Raw genomic sequence first — 20,355 nt, 5'->3', positions numbered from 1 at the left:
GGCGGCGGGAGGGCCGAGGGACGCGGCGCCTCAGGCCGGCGGCTCGAGCAGGCGCGAGGGGTGGGCCTCGGCGCGCGCATGCCAGGTCTGTGTCTGCTCGAAGGTCGTGAAACCCATCGCCTCGTAGAGGCCGTCGGCCCCGGTGGGGGAGTCGGCATCCACCTCGAGCTCCACCCGGGTGCGACCGCGGCGGGCGGCATCGGCGAAGGCGGCGCGCAGCAGCGACTTCGCCACGCCATGACCACGGGCGCTGCGATGCACCCCGAGGTACTCCAGATAGGTGCCCTCGCCCAGACCGTCGCGCGGGCCCTGGCGCGCCGCGACGAGCCCACCGGCGGGCAGCCAGCGGCCCTCGCGCTCCACCTCCGCGATCCACCAGTGGTCCCAGTCGGCCTCCTGCGGGACCTCGACCAGGCGCTGGACGAACTCCGCGAAGGACTCGCGGTAGGAGCCCCAGTGGTCGGCGAAGGACTCCTCGAGCATGCGGTGCACGGTGGTGACGTCCTGCGCGACGGGGAGGCCCGAGGGATGGAGGTGGACGCGTCGCACCCGGGTGCCCGCACGCGGCGCGGGCAGGGAGCTCGCCTCCTCCGCCTGGACGGGACGGCGCATGTGCAGCCAGGTGCGCACGTGCTCGTAGCCGGCGGCCGCGAGCAGGCGGGAACGATCGGTGTCCAGGGAGTTCGCGGTCGCATCGAGCTGCGTGGTGGGAACGCCGCGGTGCCGGGCGAAGGAGCCTCCGGCCTCATCGGCCCAGTCCAGCAGCGCGGCGGCGACCGCGTCCCGGTCCGGCAGGTCCCGGGCGACCGCCCACTGCACGTCGGAGCGGCCCGCGGCGCGGTCCTCGATCGAGATCCAGGCGACCGGCGGCGCGTCGGTCGCGGAGCCGTCGGTCGCGGCAGGGACCACGACGACCTGTCGCCGTGCCCACGAGCGCAGGCCGACCAGGCGTGAGCGCAGGGCGTCCTCGGTGACCTCCGCCCCCGGGGTGTGGGTGCGCTGATCCGCGGTGAGGAGCGCGGCGAGCGGCGCGACGTCCTCCTCCCCGGGGAGCCGGGAGGCGAGGGCGGCGGGCAGGGAGGGCGGGAAGTGATCCGAGAGCAGCACCTGCCCATCGTTCCACGTCGCCGTGCGGGCGTCCGGCGAGGAGATCGTCCCGAGATCGAGAAGGCCCGACGGGCCCCTGCGCTCGGCAGGGGCCGTCGGGCCTGTGCGGTGCTCGTCCCGAGCGTCCCGGTGATCAGCGGTCGACGGAGCCGTCCGCTCGATGCGAGCGCCCGGTCTCCGGGTCCAGGTGCGGGAACTCGCCGGTCACGGTGACCGATTCGCTCGCACCGACCGCGGCGAGCGCACCCGTGGTGGTGTCGCGGAACTCGTGCTGCTCCGCCGCCGTCGGCGCCTCGCCCGCCTCGTGGAGGGTGTCGCGCAGCGGCATCTGCTTGACGAACAGCGAGAGCAGCAGCGCGGCGATCACGAAGGGCACGGCGGTGAGGAACACGTCGTGCATGGCCAGGCCCATGCCGGTCCGGATCGGCTCCACCAGGAAGGTGGGGAGCTTCTCCAGGGCCGCCGGGTCGAGCACGGCGCCCTCGAGCTGCGAGGCGTCCAGCCCGCCGTTCTGCTGCAGCTGGCCCAGCTGCTCCGCGGGCAGCTTCTCGAGCTCGCCCTGGATCGCGGTGGACATCTGCGCGGTCATCACGGTGCCGAGCACCGCGGTGCCGATGGTCGAGCCGATGTTGCGGAAGAACTGGATCGCGGCGGTCGCGATGCCCAGCTCGCGCTGCGCCACGGCGTTCTGCACCACGAGCGTGTAGACCTGCATGCACAGGCCCAGGCCCAGTCCGATCACGACCATCGCGAGGGTCAGGTGCCACTGCGAGTCGCCGTACTGGAGGTTCGCGAGCAGCAGGTAGCCGCCCACGAGCACGAGGCCGCCCAGCACGAGGAAGGGCTTGTAGCGCCCGGTGCGGGTGATGAGCAGGCCCACCACGATCGACGTGATGATCATGGCGACGGAGAGCGGGATGAGGATCGCGCCGGAGTTCGTGGCGGAGACGCCCATGACGCCCTGCGCGTAGACCGGGATGTAGATGATCGCGCCGAACATGGCCACGGCGATCGCGAAGGATGCGCCGACGGACAGGGCCACGATGGGCCGGGCCAGCAGGTGCATCGGCAGCAGCGGCTCGGCCACGCGGGTCTCGATGACCACGAAGGCGGCGAGGAACAGCGCGGCGATGGCGTACATGCCGATGATCGTCGCGGAGCCCCAGTCGTAGGTGTTGCCGCCCCAGGTGGTGGCGAGCAGCGCGATGACCAGGCCGGGGGTCAGGGTGACGATGCCCAGGTAGTCGACCTTGCCGTGCTGGCGGGAGACCGGCAGGTGCAGGTAGCGCAGGATGAAGCCGAAGGCGACCACGCCGAGCGGCAGGGTGAGGTAGAACAGCCAGCGCCAGCCGAAGTTGTCCGTGATCGTGCCGCCGATGAGCGGGCCCACCACGGAGGTCACGCCGAAGACGGCGCCCATGATGCCCTGGTACTTGCCGCGCTGGCGGGGCGGGATGATGTCGCCGATGATCGTCTGCGACAGCGGCATGAGCGTGCCCATGCCGAGGCCCTGCACGGCGCGGGCGAAGACCAGGAACCAGAAGCCCTGGGAGAGGCCGGCGAGGATCGAGCCGATCATGAACACGGCGAGACCGCCGAGGTAGAACCAGCGGCGTCCGTAGAGGTCGGAGAGCTTGCCGACGATCGGCACGGCGACGGCGGAGACCAGCATCGCGGCGGTGGCGATCCAGCTGTAGTGCTCCACGCCGCCGAGCTCGGCGACGATGCGCGGCATCGCGGGGCCGACGATCGTCTGCGAGAGCGAGGCGACGAACATGCCGAGCATGAGGCCGACGAAGACGAGCTTGCCCTGGCGGTCGAGGCCGGTGAAGGCAGGGGGTGCGGAGGTGGTCGAGGCGGATGGCGGTGCTGAGCTCACGGGGCTCCTCAGAAGACGGAGGGGTGCGGACGGGACGGGGACGGGGGTGCGCGGTGGCGCTCCCCGGGCCGCAGCACAGCAGTGGGCTTCGACCGGAACAGACTAACGAACACCTGCAGTGAATGCACTATTTCACTCAGTGCAGATTTTGTGATGTGTCGGACCTACGATGGTCCCGTGAGCGACGAGACCACCACCGCCGAGGACATGCCCGCGATCGATGCGCGGGAGGACAGCCGAGAGGCCGAGGCCAGCCTCGGCCTGCGCGAGCGGAAGAAGCGCGACTCCCGCATCGCCATGCACCGCGCCGCCCTCGAGCTCGTCCTGGAGCACGGGCTCTCGGGCGTCACGGTGGAGGCGATCGCCCAGCGTGCCGGGGTCTCCACCCGCACCTTCTTCAACCACTGGTCCACGAAGGAGTCCGCGATCATCGGCGTGCTCAGCGCGGGCGGGGAGCAGATCGGCGAACGGCTGCGCCACCAGCTCGAGGAGGTGGGTCCCCAGCAGGCCCTCCGCGCGGTGATGCGCGAGGCCGTCGCCACCGCGCCCTTCGATGCAGGCCTCCGGGACCTCAAGAAGCAGGTCATGGCCAAGGAGCCGAAGCTCCACTCGCTCTCCTCCGGCAACCTGCTCTCGGTGCAGACCGAGATGATCGAGGCGCTCACCGAGGCCTACGACGGGGACGACGCGCAGGAGCGTGCGACCCTCGGCGTGCAGATCGGCTTCGCGGTGACCCGCACCGCCTTCTCCGTCTCGATGTCGCGCGGCATCGACATCGCGAGCGCCTTCGACGAGGTGCTCGATCGCTACGACGCCGACGATCCGCTCTTCTGAGCCCTGACAGCCCTCGCGCCCGAGCGCGTGACGGAGCGCAGGATCAGCGCAGCAGCCGCCCGCTGCCCGTGGTCCAGCCGCGGCCGTCGGCGAGCCGCTCGGCGACTCCCGCCTCGAGCCGGGTGCGGCGGGGGAGCGTGGTCGGATCCACCGGCGGCCGCTTCCCGAAGACGAAGAACAGGGCGCCGTCGCCGCCCTGCGGGTCGCCGCCGATCCGCTCCCAGAGCGCGGCGAAGCGGGCGAGGTTCGACTCCGGGCCCGTGATCTCCTCGAACTCGCCGCTGAGCAGCCAGGAGTCGCAGGTGAACTCGTGGCCGAAGGCCGGTGCATCGGCCGGACGGTCCTGTCCCAGATCGGCGTACTGCTCGGTGAAGTACGCGGTGGCCGCGGTGAAGGACTCCTCGACCGCCTCCGGATCCAGCGGGCCGATGGCGGGGATGTGGGTGCCGATCACCCAGCGCACGGGCTCGTCGGGGCCCGTCCGCTCCGTGCCGTGCTCCAGCCGGGCCACGCGGCGGCGGCTGAGATCGAACTGCAGGCGACCCAGGTGCACCAGGCGCCCGGCCCAGTTGCCGGTGACCCAGTTGAGCTGATGGAGGCCGAGCAGGTCCGTGCCGCGGCGATGCACGCGCATCTGCTGCCCCAGATCGGCGAGCACCGTCCAGGAGAGCTCCTCGTCGAGGCCGCGGGTGGCGTGCCAGGCACGCACCGTCGAGGTGGAGACCAGGAAGGCGAGGATCGGCAGCAGCCCCTCGCCCGGGGCGAGGCGCTGCTGGAGGGCGTCGTGCCGCTCCTTCTGGGCGGAGAGGTCCAGCGCGGTCTCCTCCAGGCCCGCCCCGGAGCGCAGGGCGTTCGCGATCGTGGTGATCTCCGCGAGCAGCTCCTCGTCGGCCGCGGCGGCATCGGCGAGCGGACCGAGATCCGCGGCGTCCTCGCCGATGATCCCGAGACGCTCCAGCAGCGCGGGCCGCGACGGCGCCGTGAGCATGACGCGCACGTCGGCGGGGGAGAGGGAGGAGGTGGCGCGCACGGCGACCGGCGGATTGCCGAGGACCTCGTGCTGGGGGCTGCGGCGAACGGTCATGGGAGAACCGTACTGCCGATCGGTCCGGGGATGTGATCCATGCCGCTACGATTCCAGGGTCGAGACACCGCACCTGTCGGCCCGTGCCGACGCAGGAGGAGCCAGAGCATGACCACGAACAACGACGAGACCGCCGCCGCGTCCGCAGCACCCGCTGACGCCGCACCGGCCGACGCAGCTCCTGCGGCGCCTGCCGAGAACGCACCGGCCGAGGCCGCTCCTGCCGCACCGGCCGAGGACGCCGCACCGGCCGCGCCCGCGGGCGGCGAGCTGAGCCCGTCGGCCGTCGCCGTGCGCGACGCCTACGCCTTCGAGGGCAGCCGGATCCACCTCGGCGCGATGCTCGAGGGGGAGGAGCCCAACCCCGCGGTCCCCGTGAACCTCTCGGTGGGGATGCTGAACCGGCACGGCCTGATCGCCGGCGCGACCGGCACCGGCAAGACCCGCACCCTGCAGGTCATCGCCGAGCAGGCCGCCTTCGCCGGCGCCTCGGTGTTCGTCGCGGACATGAAGGGCGACCTCTCCGGCATCGCGGTGCCCGGCACCGCCTCCGAGAAGCTCACCGCCCGGGCCGCCGCCCGCGGCCAGGAGTGGGTCTCCCGCGCCGCGCCGACCGAGTTCCTCGCCCTCGGCGGGCAGGGCGAGGGCGTGCCGATCCGCACCACCGTCAGCGACTTCGGCCCGGTGCTGCTGTCCAAGGTGCTCGAGCTGAACGAGACCCAGGAGTCCTCGCTCGGGCTGATCTTCCACTACGCCGATGCCCAGGGCCTCGCCCTGCTGGACCTCAAGGACCTGCGTGCCCTGATCCAGTTCCTCACCTCCGACGAGGGCAAGGACGAGCTCAAGGGCATCGGAGGGATCTCCTCCGCCACCGCGGGCGTGATCCTGCGCAGCCTCACCGCCTTCGAGTCCTCCGGGGCGGACGTGTTCTTCGGCGAGCCCGCCTTCGACACCGCGAAGCTGCTGCGCACCGCCGAGGACGGCACCGGCATGATCTCGTGCCTCGAGCTGCCCGGCGTCGCCTCCCGCCCGGCCCTGTTCTCCACCTTCATGATGTGGATGCTCGCCGAGCTGTACCAGGAGCTGCCCGAGGTGGGGGACCGCGAGGTCCCCAAGCTGGTGTTCTTCCTCGACGAGGCGCACCTGCTGTTCAAGGACGCCTCCAAGGCGTTCCAGGACCAGGTGGTCCAGACGGTCCGCCTGATCCGCTCCAAGGGCGTGGGCATCTTCTTCATCACCCAGACCCCGAAGGACATCCCCGGGGACGTCCTCGCCCAGCTCGGCAACCGCGTCCAGCACGCGCTGCGCGCCTTCACCCCCGACGACGCGAAGGCGCTCAAGGCCACCGCCTCCACCTTCCCCACTTCGGAGCACGACCTCGTCGAGGTCATCCCGGCGCTCGGCACCGGTGAGGCGATCGTGACCGTGATGAGCGAGGACGGCACCCCGACACCGGTCGCGATCACCGCCGTGCGCGCGCCGGAGTCCTCCATGGAGCCCGCCGGCACCGAGGCGATCACCGCCGCGGTCGCGAAGTCGCCGCTGCAGCAGGAGTACGGCACCGCCGTCGACAACGAGTCCGCCTACGAGATCCTCGCCGCCCGCGCCGCGAAGGATCAGGAGGCGATCGGCTCGGCCGACGCCAAGGCCGCCTCCGGCGGCGAGAAGGCGTCCTCCTCCGAGCCGAAGGACGGCGCGAAGGGCGGCTCCGAGCGTTCAGCGAAGGAGGACGAGGGCTTCTTCGAGAAGCCCGCCGTGAAGTCCTTCCTCCGCTCGGCGGGCACGGCGCTGGGCCGCGAGATCACCCGCAGCCTGTTCGGCACCCGTCGCCGTCGCTGAGCGATCCGCGACGCAGACCGTCGGCCCCCGGGGAGCGATCCTCGGGGGCCGACGGCGTCCAGACCGTGGCGACCGGCTGGGATGGCTCAGCCGCTCTCGAGGCCCCTCACCAGAAGTAGCCGCGCCCCGCGCAGTACGTCGCGACCTGCTGGACGCTCAGCCAGTGATGGCTGGGCAGGGTGCTGCTCAGCGTGGAGCCGGCCGGATCGGCGATGCGCAGCGAGCGCTCGTCGGCGTTGTAGCCGTCGATCGTGACGAAGTGGAAGATGTCGCTCGTGTTGCCGCCCCAGTTCGGGTACTCGCCGGCCACCACCCACCAGTTGCAGACGGTCGCGAAGCCGGTGTCGACGTTGGCGACCGCGCGCTGCCAGAGCAGGTCCGCATCGGCGGGGGAGGCGCTCGTGCCGCCCATCCACTGATCTCGGTAGGTCGCCCCGGTCAGCCGGTTCGTGAGCACGGGGGAGACGGCACCGAAGTTCGTGCCGTTGTCGGTGGTGCCGAGCTCGGCGGCCAGGGTGTCCAGGCCGGGCGGCGTCACCTTCGCGCTCAGCGCGATGGAGACCGCGGTGGGACCGCAGTAGAAGAAGTTCGGCTGCTCGCGGTAGGTCGTCGGCAGCACCTTCTCGCCGGCGGCGGAGGCGCGCGGGGTGATCGCGAGGGTGCCGAGACCGGCCGCCGCGCTCACCCCCACGGCGCGGAGGAACGTCCTGCGATCGGGAGCGATGGTGGTCATGGATACCTCGTCCTGGGCGTCGGGGGCAGTGGCCGGGGTGACCGGCGTCACGACGCTATGCACGAGAGGGTGCCGAGGTGGATGGGGAGTCCTCCCCCTTGACATCCCTGACGCGGCCCGAGGTGGGTCGTGGAGTCTCTGACCTGGGCGATCTCCCGCGCGGGAGCGGTGCGCCCCGAAACATGACGGCGCCCCCACCGAGCGGTGGGGGCGCCGTCAGCGGGCGGAGCGTCAGCTCACTTCCTGCCCTGGTTCGCGACAGCCTCGGCGGCGGCCTTCGCGGCGACCGGGTCGAGGTAGCGGCCGCCCTTCTCCACGGGCTGGAAGTCCTCGCCCAGCTCGTACACCAGCGGCTGGCCGGTGGGGATGTTCAGGCCGGAGATCTCCTCGTCGGAGATGCCGTCGAGGTACTTCACCAGCGCGCGCAGCGAGTTGCCGTGCGCGGCGATCAGCACGGTCTTCCCGGCGGCGAGGTCGGGCTTGATGCCCTCCTCCCAGTACGGCAGGAAGCGCTCGACGACGTCCTTGAGGCACTCGGACTTCGGCAGCTGGTCACCGAGGTCCGCATACTGCGGGTCCTGATCCTGGGAGAACTCGGAGCCGAACTCGATCTCGGGCGGCGGGGTGTCGTAGGAGCGGCGCCAGGCCATGAACTGCTCCTCGCCGTACTTCTCGCGGATCTCCGCCTTGTCCATGCCCTGCAGGGCGCCGTAGTGGCGCTCGTTGAGGCGCCAGTCGCGCTTGACGGGGATCCAGTGGCGGTCCGCCGCGTCCAGCGCGAGGTTCGCGGTCATGATGGCGCGGCGCTGCAGGGAGGTGTGCACGACGTCCGGCAGGATGCCGGCCTCCTTGAGCAGATCGCCGCCCTCGGCGGCCTCCGTGCGGCCCTTCTCCGTCAGGGCCACGTCGACCCAGCCGGTGAAGAGGTTCTTGGCGTTCCAGTCGCTCTCGCCGTGGCGGAGCAGCACGAGTGTGTAGGTCATGGCCCCAGGGTACGTGGAGCGTCCCGGCGGTGCACGTCGGGACCAGCGCCGGCGGATCCTGGGCAGCAGGGCCCGCGCCGGCGCGGATAGGCTCGAGGAATGGCCGTCCCCGCGCACACCGCCCCGCCGCTGCCCACCTCACCGGACCTTCGCCAGGTGCCCGTGGTGCTGCTGGACCTCGACGGCACGATCGTCGAGTCCGGTCCCGGGATCCTCGCCGCCCTCGACCATGCCTTCGCGGTCTGCGGGGAGCAGCACCCCGGGGATGAGGTCCTCCAGGGGTTCATCGGCCCGCCGCTCTCGGACTCGTTCCGCGGAGTGCTCGGACTGAGCGCCGCGCGCGCGGAACGGCTGCGACAGGCGTACAACGACCACTATCTCGAGCACGGCGTGCTCTCCAGCGCCCCGTACCCCGGGATGCGCGAGCTCATCGCCGCCCTGCGCGCCGAGGGCCGCACGGTCGCGGTGGCGACGAACAAGCCGGAGTCCACGGCGATCCGGCTCCTGCGGAACCAGGGTCTCGCCGACGAGCTCGACCTCATCGGCGGCACCGATGCCGCCGCGGGTCGGCGCGACAAGGCCGCCGTGATCGAGGACGTGCTGCTGCGGCTCGGGGACCGTGTGCGGGCCGGCGCCGTGATGGTGGGGGACCGGCTCCATGACGCGGAGGGCGCGGCGGCGCACGGCCTGCCCGCCGTGCTCGTGGGCTGGGGATACGGCGGGGAGCTCGAACGAGCCTCCGGCCTGCCCGTCGCCGAGACCGTCCCGGAGCTCTCCGCGCTGCTGCGGGGCTGAACGCTCCGGACTCAGGCCTCGAGCAGGATCGTGAAGGGGCCGTCGTTGGTCAGCCCCACCCGCATCATCGCGCCGAAGCGGCCGGTCGCGACCGTGACCCCGCGCTCACGGATCGCCTCCACCAGCTGATCCACCAGGGGCTCGGCGAGGGGGCCGGGGGCGGCGGCGCTCCATGACGGCCGCCGCCCCTTGCGCGCATCGCCGTAGAGCGTGAACTGGGAGACGACGAGCACCTGTGCGCCGGCGTCGAGCACCGAGCGCTCGCCGTCGAGGATCCGCAGCTCGCAGATCTTGCGGGCGATGGTGGCGACCTGGTCCGGGCCGTCCTCGTGGGTCACGCCCACCAGGGCCAGCAGTCCCTCGCCCTCGATGTCGCCGACCACCTCGCCATCGACCTCGACCTGGGCACCGTCGACCCTCTGGAGCACTGCACGCATGCCCCGATGGTGGCACAGCCCCGCCTGAGGCTGCAGGACCCCGGCGACGGCCGGGCTCAGCCGGGGAGGATCGTGTCGATCCGACGTTCCTGCGTGGGGGAGTCGTCACCGTCATCGCCACGATCCGGTGCGGGCAGCGGGCGGTCCCGGCCCTGCTCGGAGGCCTGGGTGGGCTGCGCCGACGGGGCGGACGGCGGCAGCGGCGCCGTCCTCTCCGCCGGTGCGGAGAGGGCGGACGGTCCCGAGGGACGTTGGACCGCCGGGTACGCACCCGGGGCCGGCTGCTGCGGTGCCGACTGCGGCGGGGCGGAATGCGTCGGAGCGGACTGCGGCGGGGCCGTCCGGGGAGGCACCTGCCCGGAGCCTGCGGGAGGAGGCGGCGCCGAGTGCCGCCCGGCCGACTGCTGGGGTGCGGCCTGGGGCGGTGCGGCCTGCTGAGGTGCCGGCGGGGCCGAGCGCGTCGGCGGCGCGGACTGCTGGGCCGGTGCGGGGGCGCCGTGCTGCGGGGCGACGGACGGTCGGATCGGCTGCTGCTGGGCGGCCGCCGCCAGCTGCGCCTCGGGGGCCTGGGACGGCGCGCCCTGCGGCGGCACCTGGCGCACCCCCGTCGGCCCCTGCGGCGGGTCGCCCTGTTCGAGGGGACGCTGCCCGGTGACCGGGCCCCCGGCGGCCTGCTTCGCGGCCGCGGCCTCGAGCCGCTGGGACTCCGCCCGTCGGGCCTCGGAGACCCATTCCTCGGCGACCCGCACGATCGCCTCCGTGGCCGCCTCCCAGGCGGCCTCCTGCTGGCGATGCGGCCCGGTGGCCAGGGACAGCACCACGCCTGCGGAGCGCAGGGCGAGCTCGGTGGGATCCACCCGCTCGGCGAACATCTCGTGCCAGGTGCGGATGGCCTCCTCGACCCGCTCCTGCGTGGCGCGGTCGATGCGGCCGGCGTTGCCGTAGTCGGCCAGGACGCTGAGATGGGCGAGCAGGCACGCCAGGTCGTCGGCCCGACGGCCGGGTCCCACGGTGTCGATGTCCAGCAGCCCCACCACGCGACCGTTCTCGACGAACACCTGCGCCTCGTAGAAGTCCCCGTGCACCACGTCGTGCGGGCGCATGTCCAGGCGCTGCTCGAGCGCGGTCAGCCCGTCGCGGACCGATCGCACCAGGGCGTCGAGCCGGGGACCGAGAGAGGGGACGGACGAGCTGACGATGCCGGAGTAGAACTCCACCGAATCCGTCCACGGCGGTCGCAGCGACAGCGAGTACATCGAGGCCGGGAGCCGGTCGACCAGCGCCACCAGATCCTCCGCACGGCAGGCGTCCACACCCTCGTCGATGACGGCGCGGGCCAGCGGACGGCCCGGCAGCTCCGCGAGCACGACCAGCCCGTTGTGATGGGCGATCACCTCGGGCACGGGGACCCCGGCGGCCAGCAGCCGGCGGTGGCGGTCCACGATCTCGCCGCTGCGGTGGGGCTGCATCACCTTGAGGTAGACCGCCCGGTCGCCCTGCGAGGCGCGCAGCACGGCGCGCCGCCCCGGACGGTAGGAGACCACGTCGATCGCGATCGGGATCGACGGGTCTCCGTCGATGGAGGCGCCCAGGTCATGGAGGGTGCGGCCGACGATGTCCGGGTAGCAGACCAGCGGCAGCATCGGCAGCCAGGGGTCGTGGGGATAGCGCCATACGCGGACGTTGATGTCGCCGTCGGTCATCACCAGGGTCTGCTCGGCGACGTAGAGGTTCTTCTCCCGCTCGCCGATGTGGGCGCTGGCCCCGAAGAGCTCCTCGCGCGCGGGCGCCTGCGGTCCGTCCAGCTCGGGCCAGGACACCTGGGTGCGGTAGAGCGCCTTCGTGCTGCGCCCGGGGCGGTGATCGACATGGTCGAGCTGCCAGCTGTGCAGCACCCCGCCGGAGTTGCCGACGGCCGAGCGGAGCAATCCGCCCGCACCGGGCCCGGTGAGGAGCTCGGAACCGTCCTGCGTCTGTGACATGGGTGAATCAATCTGATCATGGGGTCATCGGGCGACACCGCCTACGATGCTGGCATGGCTGATCGTACCGATAACCTCACCAGCGGGAACCTCCTGGGCATTCCCGAGACCCGACTTCCCGACGACTTCGTGGACACCCAGGTGGCCGAGGAGCTCGTCGAGGGCGACCCGCGGGACGTCGCCGCCCGCCATCTCGACTCCCCTCTCGCGTGGGCCACCCTCGCCGAGGACGCGCTGAGCGACGGCGACGAGATCTCCGCCTACGCCTTCGCCCGCACCGGTTACCACCGCGGCCTGGACGCCCTGCGGCGCGCGGGCTGGCGCGGCCAGGGCCCGATCCCGGCCTCCCATGCCCCGAACCGCGGCTTCCTCCGTGCGCTCGCGATGCTGGGGGAGACCTCGCGCCGCCTCGGCGACCAGCCCGAGGCCGACCGCGTCACCGACTTCCTGCGCGAGGCCGATCCCAGCCTGCTCGGCTGAGCCCGGCAGGATCCTGCCTCGTGCAGGGTGCGTCCACCCGTGCTTGGTAGGATCCACGCGGCCCTGTGCACCGCACGCGGCCACCCGTCCGGAAAGTCACCCGCCGTTCCTCAGGAGTCGCCATGCCCGCCGTCGTGATCGTCGGAGCCCAGTGGGGCGACGAGGGGAAGGGCAAGGCCACCGACCTCCTCGGGGAGCGCGTCGACTTCGTGGTCAAGCCCAACGGAGGCAACAACGCCGGCCACACCGTGGTCGTCGACGGCGAGAAGTTCGAGCTCAAGCTCCTTCCCGCCGGCATCCTCTCGCCGCAGGTGACCCCGGTCATCGGCAACGGCGTGGTGATCAGCCTCGAGGCGCTGTTCGAGGAGATCGGCATGCTCGAGGCCCGCGGCGTGGACACCTCCCGCCTGCGGATCAGCGCCAACGCCCACATCGTCGCGCCCTACCACCAGACCCTCGACAAGGTCACCGAGCGGTTCCTCGGCAAGCGGGCGATCGGCACCACCGGGCGCGGCATCGGCCCGGCGTACATGGACAAGATCGGGCGCCTCGGCATCCGTGTCCAGGACCTCTACGACGAGTCGATCCTGCGCCAGAAGATCGAGGGCGCCCTGCGCCAGAAGAACGAGCTGCTGGTCAAGCTGTACAACCGTCGCGCGGTCGAGGTCGACGAGATCGTCGAGGAGCTGCTCGCCTACGCCGAGCGCCTGCGCCCGATGGTGGTCGACACCACGCTGCTCCTCAACGAGGCGCTGGACCGCGACGAGGTCGTGCTCATGGAGGGCGGCCAGGCCACCTATCTCGACGTCGACCACGGCACCTACCCGTTCGTCACCAGCTCCAACCCCACCGCCGGCGGCGCCTGCACCGGCACCGGGATCGGCCCCACCCGCATCGACCGGGTGATCGGGATCGTCAAGGCGTACACCACCCGCGTGGGCGCCGGGCCGTTCCCCACCGAGCTCGAGGACAAGTGGGGCGAGTACCTCCAGCGCGTCGGCGGCGAGGTGGGTGTGAACACCGGGCGTCCCCGCCGCTGCGGCTGGTACGACGCCCTGATGATCCGCCACGCGGTGCGCATCAACGGCTTCACCGACATCGTGCTGACCAAGCTCGACGTGCTCACCGGCATCGACGAGGTGCCGATCTGCACCGGTTACGACGTGGACGGCGTGATCCACCGCGACATGCCGATGACGCAGACCGAGTTCCACCACGCCACGCCCGTCTTCGAGACGCTCCCGGGCTGGACCGAGGACCTCTCCCTGGCGCGCACCTTCGAGGAGCTGCCCGAGAATGCCCGCAACTACGTGCTGCGCCTCGAGGAGCTCGCAGGCTGCCGGATCAGCGCCATCGGCGTGGGCCCGGACCGTGCGGACACCATCGCCGTCCACGACCTGCTGCCGGGGGCGACCCGCTGACGTGGCGACCCGTCGTACCGATCCCGAAGCGGGCCGCAGCGCGCTGAGCGCGTGGGCGACCGCCCCCGAGAGCGCAGGGCGCTCGGTGCTCGCCCCCGCCGTGCGCCACACCCTGGAGATGTTCGCGGAGGAGTACCCCGGCGGCGCCGTCGAGCTGAGGGTCCCGCCCCATGCCGCCGTGCAGGCCATCGCCGGCACCCGGCACACGCGCGGGACCCCGCCGGCCGTGGTCGAGACGGACGCCGCGACCTGGCTCGCGCTGGCCTGCGGAGACCTGGACTGGGAGTCGGCGACGGCCGACGGGCGCGTGCGCGCCAGCGGGGAGCGCAGCGACCTGCGCGAGCTCCTGCCGCTGCTCGGACCGCGCCGCATCGTGCGCATCGCCCGCGAGCGGTCCGCACGGGAGCAGGAGCAGCGATGAGCGTCGCCGTCGAGATCGCCGTGGAGGACCTCGCCGGCCTCGAGGTCGCCGCCCTCGCCGGCGCCGACCGGGTCGAGCTGTGCGTGGACCTCGCCCGGGGCGGCCTCACCCCGCCCGCCGAGCTGGTCCAGGAGTGCACCGCCCGCGCCGCCGCCCTGGTCGCCGCACGGGACGCGAAGCCCCACTTCGACGTGCATGTGCTGATCCGCTCCCGCGCCGAGCACGGCGACTTCCTGGACCGGCCGGAGGAGTTCACCTTCTCGCCCGAGGAGATCGATCTGATGGCGGACCAGGCCGGCGAGAGCGTCGCCGCCGGCGCCGCCGGCGTGGTGATCGGAGCGCTCACCCCTGCCGGAGAGCTCGACATCCCCGCCCTCGAGGCGATCCGTGACGGAGCGCTGGTGGCCGGCAGCTCCGCGCTGCGCGGCGTGACCCTCACCGTGCACCGTGCGGTGGACGCCCTGGGGGGCCGTGCGCAGCGCGAGGAGGCGGTGCGCACGATGCTCGGCCTGGGCGTGCACCGGGTGCTCAGCTCCGGGGGAGCGGCCCGTGCCCTGGACGGCGCAGAGGATCTCGCCGCCATGGTCGACGCCGCGGAGGGGCTGCTGGACATCTGCGCCGGGGGAGGGGTGCGCCCCGCCGACATCGGCGACCTGGTGCGCCGCACCGGCGCCGCCGACATCCACCTGTCCGCCCGCCGGCGACCCGGCGCCCCTGTCGAGGACGGCGCTCCGAAGACCTGCACCGACCCGGCGACCGTCGCCGCGGCGGTCGACGCCGCTGGAGAACTGTGAGCACTGTGAACGACCTGGAGAACACCGAGAGCACCGCGGGTCCCGAAGGACCTGAGAGCCCTGAGAGCCCTGAGAGCCCTGACGGCGCCGACGGCGCCGACGGCGCGGCCCGCGCGGAGAACGCGGAGGGGACCGCGGGCGCCGAGGAGACCCAGAGCACGGACTCCGCCCAGAGCGCGGACGCCGCCCCGAGCGCCGACGCCGCAGCGCCGGCCGACGAGGACCCATCGGCCGGGGGCACCACGGTCTACGTGCGCCGGGGACGGGTCCCCACCCTGGGGTTCTGGGTCGCGCTGGCGATCATCGTGCCTGCCGTCCTGGCCCTGCTCAGCGCCCCGCTGTTCGAGTTCGCGGACATCAGCGGCGTGCTCAACTTCATGCTCGTGGTCGCCGTGTTCGTCGGCCTCCCGCTGGCCGCGCTCGCCGCGCTGATCGATGCGATCCGGCACCGCAGGGAGGCGCCCTGACGCCGCTGATCCCGCCGTGGACGGGAGCACGGCGCGGGGGCGGGCCTGTGGCACTATGGACCAGTGGCACGCGGCGACGGAAAACTCTCCCATGACCTGCTCCCCGGGGAGAAGGGGCCGCAGGATGCCTGCGGCGTCTTCGGCGTCTTCGCCCCCGGTGAGGACGTCTCGAAACTGACCTACTACGGTCTCTACGCTCTGCAGCACCGCGGGCAGGAGTCCGCGGGCATCGCGACCAGCGACGGCTCGCAGATCATGGTCTACAAGGACATGGGACTGGTCTCCCAGGTCTTCGACGAGGCCTCCCTCGAAGCGCTCCAGGGGCACATCGCGATCGGGCACGCCCGGTACTCGACCACCGGCGGATCGGTCTGGTCCAACGCACAGCCCACCCTCGGGCCCCGCCCCGAGGGCACCGTCGCGCTCGCCCACAACGGCAACCTCATCAACACCGAGGAGCTGCAGGAGCTGGTCGCGGAGCGGCACGGCACGCCGCGCACCGGCGAGCTCGCCCGCGGCAACACGACCGACACCGCCCTGGTGACGGCGCTGCTGAACTCCGAGGGTCCGCTCGAGGACTCCCTGCGCGACGTGCTGCCCCGGCTGCGCGGCGCCTACTGCTTCACCCTGATGGACGAGACCACCCTGTACGCCGCGCGGGACCCGCAGGGGATCCGCCCGCTCGTGCTGGGTCGTCTCGAGCGCGGCTGGGTGGTCGCCTCCGAGACCGCCGCCCTGGACATCTGCGGCGCGAGCTTCGTGCGCGAGGTGGTCCCCGGCGAGATGATCGTCATCGACGAGCAGGGTCTGCGCTCCGAGCAGGTCATGCCGCCGGAGCCCAAGGGCTGCGTCTTCGAGTACGCCTACCTCGCTCGGCCCGACACCCGCATCGCCGGGCGCAGCGTCAACGAGGCCCGCACCGAGATGGGGCGTCAGCTCGCCCGCGAGCATCCCGTCGAGGCGGACCTCGTCATCCCCACCCCGGAGTCCGGCACCCCGGCGGCGATCGGCTATGCCCAGGAGTCCGGCATCCCCTACGGCCAGGGCATGGTGAAGAACGCCTATGTGGGCCGCACCTTCATCCAGCCCTCGCAGACCATCCGCCAGCTCGGCATCCGGCTCAAGCTCAACCCGCTGCGCGAGGTCATCGAGGGCAAGCGCCTCGTCGTCGTCGACGACTCGATCGTGCGCGGGAACACCCAGCGCGCGGTGGTGCGGATGCTCCGGGAGGCCGGAGCCGCCGAGGTCCACGTGCGGATCTCCTCGCCGCCGGTGCGCTGGCCCTGCTTCTACGGCATCGACTTCGCCTCGCGGGCGGAGCTGATCGCCAACGGTCTCGGCACCGAGGAGATCGCCCGATCGCTCGGCGCCGACTCCCTCGGCTACATCACCGAGGCGGGCATGATCGCGGCCACCGAGCAGCCCGAGGAGACCCTCTGCACCGCCTGCTTCTCCGGGAAGTACCCGGTCGCGCTGCCCGAGCCCGTCGCCCGCGCCCAGGGCATCATCCAGAACCCCCAGCCCGTCTCCGCCGAGAAGGACGCATGAACTCCACGCACCAGAGCCCCCAGGACTCCCGCCCCGCGGGGATCACCTACGCCGACTCCGGAGTCGACACCGCCGCGGGGGACCGCGCCGTCGAGCTCATGAAGGAGGCCGTCGCGGCGACCCACGGCCCGCAGGTGCTCGGTGGGATCGGCGCCTTCGCCGGCCTGGTCGACGTCAGCGCGCTGAAGGCCTACGAGCGCCCGCTGCTGGCCTCCTCGACCGACGGCGTCGGCACCAAGATCGCGATCGCCCGCGAGATGGACATCCACGACACCATCGGCCGCGACCTGGTGGGCATGGTGGTCGACGACATCATCGTGGTGGGTGCCGAGCCCCTGGCCATGACCGACTACATCGCCTGCGGCGCCGTGGTGCCGGAGCGGATCGCGGACATCGTCCGCGGCATCGCCGAGGGCTGTCGGCTGGCCGGCTGCGCCCTCGTGGGCGGCGAGACGGCGGAGCACCCCGGCCTGATGGCGCCCGAGGACTACGACGTGGCCGGCGCCGCGGTGGGCGTGGTCGAGGCCGCGGATCTGCTGGGCCCGGAGCGGGTCCGCTCCGGGGACGTGGTGATCGGCATGGACGCCTCCGGCCTGCACTCCAACGGCTACTCGCTGGTGCGCGCCGTCCTGGCCTCGGCCGGGCTCGCCCTCGACGCGCACGTCGAGGACTTCGGGCGCACGCTGGGGGAGGAGCTCCTCGAGCCGACGCGGATCTACACCGGAGATCTCCTGGCCGCCCTGCGGGACCAGCGCTCCGCCGGCGCTGTCCACGCCCTGAGCCATGTCACCGGCGGCGGTCTCGCCGCGAACCTCGCCCGGGTGATGCCCCGCGGGCTCGCCGCCCGCATCGACCGCTCGCGGTGGGAGCCCGGTGCGGTGTTCTCCCGCATGGCCGACTGGGGCTCGGTGCCCCAGCTGGACCTCGAGGGCACGCTGAACATGGGGATGGGCATGGTCGCCGTCGTCGATGCCGAGAAGGCCGACGCCGCGCTGGCCGTCCTCGCCGAGCGCGGGCTCGGAGCCCGGGTGATCGGCGAGGTGGTCGGCGAGGAGACCCTGCCCGAGCCGGGCGCCCGCCTGGAGCATGTCGTCACCGGCGCCAAGGGCGTCGAGGGCGGGGCCGTGCTGATGGCCGGCCAGCATCCCGGCTGGGACTGACCGTCGGGCCAGGTCCGGCGGGGGATCAGCCCTGCCGGACACAGCAGGAGGGCCGACCCTCGGGTCGGCCCTCCTGCTGTGTCACGGTGCTGCCGGCGCGTGCCGGCGTCCTCAGCGACGTCGTGCGGACGGAGCGTCCTCGTCGGCCCAGTCGTCGCTGTCCTCGGCCCGGTCGTCTCCCTCGATGCTGGAGACCTCGCCTCGCTGGGACTGCAGTTCACGCTGCAGTGCCGTGAGGTCCGTCGGCGGGCTGTAGTACTTGAGGTCCCGTGCCACCTTGGTGTGCTTGGCTTTCTGTCGGCCGCGACCCATGGATCTGACCCCCTGTGCGTCGGCTGCCGGGCGTTCTTGTCGGCCCGGAAGATGGCATTAGTTTCGTTCGCTCAGGGTACATGAGCGCCCTGCTGTCCGGCGAACTCCGAGGCGTGAGACGTGCCGGACATCCCTTCGCGGCGCCCCTGCGCAGGGCGAGGCCTCGACAGTTGTCCGGTAAGTCCGAACTGCGGAATCTTCGCGCAATCCTGGGTGTTCGTTTGCCAGGACAGGGATCTTACCGATTAGTCTGTGACCCGTGTCGGCATGAGGTCATGCCGAGCCGGCGAGGATGCGCCCGGGTACCAGCAGCGAAAGGTCGGACCTCCTATGGATGGAGCCACGGAGAACAGCTCCGCGGACGATGAGGGCGCGACGGAGCTGTTGACCCCCGCGGAGGTGGCCAAGATGTTCCATGTCGACCCCAAGACGGTGACGCGCTGGGCGCAGGCGGGGAAGCTGACCTACATGCGGACCCTGGGCGGGCATCGACGCTACCGCCGGGACGAGGTCGTCGAGCTGCTGCGCGACAGCTCCAAGGACGTGTGAGCACCGACCCGTTCCTCGGGGAGGGGTACGAGACGCACCGTATCGATCTCGGGGCCGACGACGAGGGCCCGCTGGTCGCAACACTGATCCACCGCGAGGCCGACGGCCCTGCAGACTCCGGGGCGACTCCCGGTGTCGCGCCGGCGGCTGACCCCGCTCGACCGCCGGTGCTGCTCATGCACGGCTGGTCCGATTACATCCTCGACGGCGCGCTGATGGCGCATCTGGGCCGACGCGGGCACGACGTCTGGGGGCTGGACCTCCGCAAGCACGGACGCAGCCTCCTGCCCGGACAGACCGCCACGGCGGTCGACCACCTCAGCCGGTACGACGCCGAGATCGGTGCTGCGCTCCGGATCATCGGACGACACCGGCCGCCGGTGCTGCTCGCACATTCCACCGGTGGCCTCACCGCGGCGCTGTGGGCCCAGCGCCATCCCCGCACCGTGAGCGGGCTGGTGCTGAACTCCCCCTGGCTCGAGATGCATCTCGGCTCGACCACTCGGATGCTCGCCCAGGCACCTGTGCGCCTGCTCGCCGAGCGCCTGCAGAGCCGACCGATCTTCCCCGCGGGACGGGACCACCTCGCCCGCGCGAGCCACCGCGACTTCGGCGGCGCCTATGAGTACGACCTCGCTCTGAAGCCCCCGGGCGGCCACCCCTTCCCGGCGGTCACCTTCAACGCGGTCCTCGACGGTCAGCGACGGCTCGCCGCCGCCGGACCGCTCGCGCTCCCCGTCCTCGTCCTCCATGCCGACCGCACGCGGATCCGGCCGCGGTTCACCGAGGAGATGCGCCGGGCGGATACGGTGCTGGACGTGCGCTCCCTCTCCGCGGCGGCCCGCGCCCTGGGACCGCAGGTGCGGGTCGAGGCCGTCGCCGGCGCCCGTCATGACGTCTTCCTCTCCGACGCCGACGCGCGCTCCAGGGCGCTCGATCTCCTGGACGACTGGCTGGAGACGTCCTTCCCCTCCGCGCCTACGATGAGGGAGTCCGATCGGGCCGAGGACCTCGGCGAGGCGCCGACGGATCGCCGTGGGAAGGACCGGAGCGATGATCGCTGAACCGCGTTCGATGCGGGGACAGGCCGCCTCGATGAGGCATGCCGCCGACCGGCTCACGCTTCTGCGGCTGCGGCTGGCGAACACCATCGTGGACCTCTCGGCCGCCCAGGACCCGGGCGTCCGCGGGGTCGGCGAGGAGATCCACCAGCGCTGGACCCTCGAGGAGTATCCCGAGCTGGGACGCATCGCGAGCGGTCTGCGGTCCAGCGCGCGGCGGCTCGATGCCGCCGCCACCGCCGCCGAACGCAGCACGGGACGGCGCCTGGGCGGATACGCCGGCGCGGGATTCCTGGGGCGCGGGGACGACGCCCACCATCACGTGGAGGACGTCGCCGCCTTCGTCGGCACGGCGCAGGGCGCCAGCATCGGCGGCTTCCCGCTGCTGCCCGGTGCGGAGGACGGCTTCCTCGCGCACCCGTCCCACACCCTCGGCATCGACACCCCCGACTACGACGAGGCCGACTGA

The 20,355-nt window shown here is 72.4% G+C and carries 21 protein-coding genes; 13 read left to right on the top strand and 8 right to left on the bottom strand.

Features of this window, described 5'->3' with window-relative positions:
* Nucleotides 1-30 precede the first annotated feature (30 nt).
* Both CFK41_RS12510 and CFK41_RS12505 read right to left on the bottom strand, forming a co-directional pair.
* On the bottom strand, nt 31-1,107 hold the full coding sequence (locus CFK41_RS12510; protein ID WP_096799962.1) for a GNAT family N-acetyltransferase: 1,077 nt from the start codon (nt 1,105-1,107) through the stop codon (nt 31-33).
* 133 nt (nt 1,108-1,240) lie between these two features.
* On the bottom strand, nt 1,241-2,986 hold the full coding sequence (locus tag CFK41_RS12505; protein WP_096799961.1) for an MDR family MFS transporter: 1,746 nt from the start codon (nt 2,984-2,986) through the stop codon (nt 1,241-1,243).
* A 177-nt stretch (nt 2,987-3,163) separates the two neighbouring features.
* Here CFK41_RS12505 and CFK41_RS12500 point away from each other — a divergent pair, with 177 nt between their 5' ends.
* A complete protein-coding gene (locus CFK41_RS12500) occupies nt 3,164-3,820 on the top strand; it encodes a TetR/AcrR family transcriptional regulator (RefSeq protein ID WP_227873067.1) in 657 nt (218 codons plus the stop codon).
* Between the two features lie 43 nt (nt 3,821-3,863).
* Here the strand turns inward: CFK41_RS12500 and CFK41_RS12495 are convergent, their stop codons facing one another.
* Nucleotides 3,864-4,904: an acyltransferase domain-containing protein gene (locus CFK41_RS12495; RefSeq protein WP_096799959.1), complete on the bottom strand. Its 1,041-nt coding sequence runs from the start codon at nt 4,902-4,904 to the stop codon at nt 3,864-3,866.
* 108 nt (nt 4,905-5,012) lie between these two features.
* Here CFK41_RS12495 and CFK41_RS12490 point away from each other — a divergent pair, with 108 nt between their 5' ends.
* The gene (locus tag CFK41_RS12490) at nt 5,013-6,743 is read left to right on the top strand and encodes a helicase HerA-like domain-containing protein (protein ID WP_096799958.1); all 1,731 of its coding nucleotides are present in this window, start codon (nt 5,013-5,015) and stop codon (nt 6,741-6,743) included.
* A gap of 106 nt (nt 6,744-6,849) precedes the next feature.
* Here CFK41_RS12490 and CFK41_RS12485 read toward each other — a convergent pair whose 3' ends face one another.
* Together CFK41_RS12485 and CFK41_RS12480 are read right to left on the bottom strand one after the other, a co-directional pair.
* Nucleotides 6,850-7,476 carry a C39 family peptidase gene (locus CFK41_RS12485; protein ID WP_169928814.1) on the bottom strand — a complete coding sequence of 209 codons (627 nt, stop codon included), beginning with the start codon at nt 7,474-7,476 and terminating at the stop codon, nt 6,850-6,852.
* 236 nt (nt 7,477-7,712) lie between these two features.
* Nucleotides 7,713-8,459, bottom strand: a complete 747-nt coding sequence (locus CFK41_RS12480; RefSeq protein WP_096799956.1) for a phosphoglyceromutase — start codon at nt 8,457-8,459, stop codon at nt 7,713-7,715.
* 99 nt (nt 8,460-8,558) lie between these two features.
* Between CFK41_RS12480 and CFK41_RS12475 the strand changes: the two genes are divergently transcribed.
* Complete coding sequence (locus tag CFK41_RS12475) at nt 8,559-9,254, top strand: HAD hydrolase-like protein (RefSeq protein ID WP_096799955.1); 696 nt, start codon at nt 8,559-8,561, stop codon at nt 9,252-9,254.
* 11 nt (nt 9,255-9,265) lie between these two features.
* Here the strand turns inward: CFK41_RS12475 and dtd are convergent, their stop codons facing one another.
* Together dtd and CFK41_RS12465 are read right to left on the bottom strand one after the other, a co-directional pair.
* A complete protein-coding gene (gene dtd / locus CFK41_RS12470; RefSeq protein WP_096799954.1) occupies nt 9,266-9,691 on the bottom strand; it encodes a D-aminoacyl-tRNA deacylase in 426 nt (141 codons plus the stop codon).
* A gap of 56 nt (nt 9,692-9,747) precedes the next feature.
* Nucleotides 9,748-11,673 carry a phosphotransferase gene (locus tag CFK41_RS12465; protein WP_096799953.1) on the bottom strand — a complete coding sequence of 642 codons (1,926 nt, stop codon included), beginning with the start codon at nt 11,671-11,673 and terminating at the stop codon, nt 9,748-9,750.
* Between the two features lie 54 nt (nt 11,674-11,727).
* On the opposite strand from CFK41_RS12465, the gene CFK41_RS12460 reads away from it, so the two are divergent.
* The 7 genes from CFK41_RS12460 (at nt 11,728) to purM (ending at nt 17,964) form a co-directional block, all read left to right on the top strand.
* A complete protein-coding gene (locus CFK41_RS12460) occupies nt 11,728-12,153 on the top strand; it encodes a DUF3151 domain-containing protein (protein WP_096799952.1) in 426 nt (141 codons plus the stop codon).
* Between the two features lie 122 nt (nt 12,154-12,275).
* Nucleotides 12,276-13,574, top strand: coding sequence for an adenylosuccinate synthase (locus tag CFK41_RS12455; RefSeq protein ID WP_096799951.1), 1,299 nt, complete (start codon nt 12,276-12,278; stop codon nt 13,572-13,574).
* A 1-nt stretch (nt 13,575) separates the two neighbouring features.
* Nucleotides 13,576-13,995 (top strand): sterol carrier family protein, encoded by a 420-nt coding sequence (locus tag CFK41_RS12450; protein ID WP_096799950.1) that lies wholly within the window; start codon nt 13,576-13,578, stop codon nt 13,993-13,995.
* On the top strand, nt 13,992-14,789 hold the full coding sequence (locus CFK41_RS12445) for a copper homeostasis protein CutC (RefSeq protein WP_096799949.1): 798 nt from the start codon (nt 13,992-13,994) through the stop codon (nt 14,787-14,789). The genes CFK41_RS12450 and CFK41_RS12445 overlap by 4 nt, the downstream gene beginning before the upstream one ends.
* A complete protein-coding gene (locus CFK41_RS18070) occupies nt 14,786-15,256 on the top strand; it encodes a hypothetical protein (protein WP_174705971.1) in 471 nt (156 codons plus the stop codon). The genes CFK41_RS12445 and CFK41_RS18070 overlap by 4 nt, the downstream gene beginning before the upstream one ends.
* Before the next feature lie 63 nt (nt 15,257-15,319).
* On the top strand, nt 15,320-16,804 hold the full coding sequence (gene purF / locus CFK41_RS12435) for an amidophosphoribosyltransferase (protein WP_096799948.1): 1,485 nt from the start codon (nt 15,320-15,322) through the stop codon (nt 16,802-16,804).
* The gene (purM, locus tag CFK41_RS12430) at nt 16,801-17,964 is read left to right on the top strand and encodes a phosphoribosylformylglycinamidine cyclo-ligase (protein WP_096799947.1); all 1,164 of its coding nucleotides are present in this window, start codon (nt 16,801-16,803) and stop codon (nt 17,962-17,964) included. The genes purF and purM overlap by 4 nt, the downstream gene beginning before the upstream one ends.
* Before the next feature lie 111 nt (nt 17,965-18,075).
* On the opposite strand, the gene CFK41_RS12425 is transcribed toward purM, so the two are convergent.
* Complete coding sequence (locus CFK41_RS12425; RefSeq protein ID WP_096799946.1) at nt 18,076-18,276, bottom strand: DUF3073 domain-containing protein; 201 nt, start codon at nt 18,274-18,276, stop codon at nt 18,076-18,078.
* A 330-nt stretch (nt 18,277-18,606) separates the two neighbouring features.
* Here CFK41_RS12425 and CFK41_RS12420 point away from each other — a divergent pair, with 330 nt between their 5' ends.
* From CFK41_RS12420 to CFK41_RS12410, 3 genes are read left to right on the top strand one after another with little or no spacing between them, the layout of a single operon-like run.
* Nucleotides 18,607-18,825, top strand: coding sequence for a BldC family transcriptional regulator (locus CFK41_RS12420; RefSeq protein WP_096799945.1), 219 nt, complete (start codon nt 18,607-18,609; stop codon nt 18,823-18,825).
* On the top strand, nt 18,822-19,889 hold the full coding sequence (locus CFK41_RS12415; protein WP_096799944.1) for an alpha/beta hydrolase: 1,068 nt from the start codon (nt 18,822-18,824) through the stop codon (nt 19,887-19,889). Before CFK41_RS12420 ends, CFK41_RS12415 begins: the two co-directional genes overlap by 4 nt.
* Nucleotides 19,879-20,355 (top strand): hypothetical protein, encoded by a 477-nt coding sequence (locus tag CFK41_RS12410; protein WP_096799943.1) that lies wholly within the window; start codon nt 19,879-19,881, stop codon nt 20,353-20,355. The genes CFK41_RS12415 and CFK41_RS12410 overlap by 11 nt, the downstream gene beginning before the upstream one ends.

Origin of the sequence: Brachybacterium ginsengisoli (genome assembly GCF_002407065.1) — a bacterium.
Lineage (GTDB): Bacteria > Actinomycetota > Actinomycetes > Actinomycetales > Dermabacteraceae > Brachybacterium > Brachybacterium ginsengisoli.
Note: the sequence above shows the minus strand (reverse complement) of the source record. Positions and strands in the feature narration are given on the sequence as shown.

Coding starts and splice junctions, on each gene's coding strand:
- CFK41_RS12495 (WP_096799959.1), bottom strand. CDS start 4,904: ATGACCGTTCGCCGCAGCCCCCAGCACGAGGTCCTCGGCAATCCGCCG.
- CFK41_RS12490 (WP_096799958.1), top strand. CDS start 5,013: ATGACCACGAACAACGACGAGACCGCCGCCGCGTCCGCAGCACCCGCT.
- CFK41_RS12485 (WP_169928814.1), bottom strand. CDS start 7,476: ATGACCACCATCGCTCCCGATCGCAGGACGTTCCTCCGCGCCGTGGGG.
- CFK41_RS12480 (WP_096799956.1), bottom strand. CDS start 8,459: ATGACCTACACACTCGTGCTGCTCCGCCACGGCGAGAGCGACTGGAAC.
- CFK41_RS12475 (WP_096799955.1), top strand. CDS start 8,559: ATGGCCGTCCCCGCGCACACCGCCCCGCCGCTGCCCACCTCACCGGAC.
- dtd (WP_096799954.1), bottom strand. CDS start 9,691: ATGCGTGCAGTGCTCCAGAGGGTCGACGGTGCCCAGGTCGAGGTCGAT.
- CFK41_RS12465 (WP_096799953.1), bottom strand. CDS start 11,673: ATGTCACAGACGCAGGACGGTTCCGAGCTCCTCACCGGGCCCGGTGCG.
- CFK41_RS12460 (WP_096799952.1), top strand. CDS start 11,728: ATGGCTGATCGTACCGATAACCTCACCAGCGGGAACCTCCTGGGCATT.
- CFK41_RS12455 (WP_096799951.1), top strand. CDS start 12,276: ATGCCCGCCGTCGTGATCGTCGGAGCCCAGTGGGGCGACGAGGGGAAG.
- CFK41_RS12445 (WP_096799949.1), top strand. CDS start 13,992: ATGAGCGTCGCCGTCGAGATCGCCGTGGAGGACCTCGCCGGCCTCGAG.
- purM (WP_096799947.1), top strand. CDS start 16,801: ATGAACTCCACGCACCAGAGCCCCCAGGACTCCCGCCCCGCGGGGATC.
- CFK41_RS12425 (WP_096799946.1), bottom strand. CDS start 18,276: ATGGGTCGCGGCCGACAGAAAGCCAAGCACACCAAGGTGGCACGGGAC.
- CFK41_RS12420 (WP_096799945.1), top strand. CDS start 18,607: ATGGATGGAGCCACGGAGAACAGCTCCGCGGACGATGAGGGCGCGACG.
- CFK41_RS12410 (WP_096799943.1), top strand. CDS start 19,879: ATGATCGCTGAACCGCGTTCGATGCGGGGACAGGCCGCCTCGATGAGG.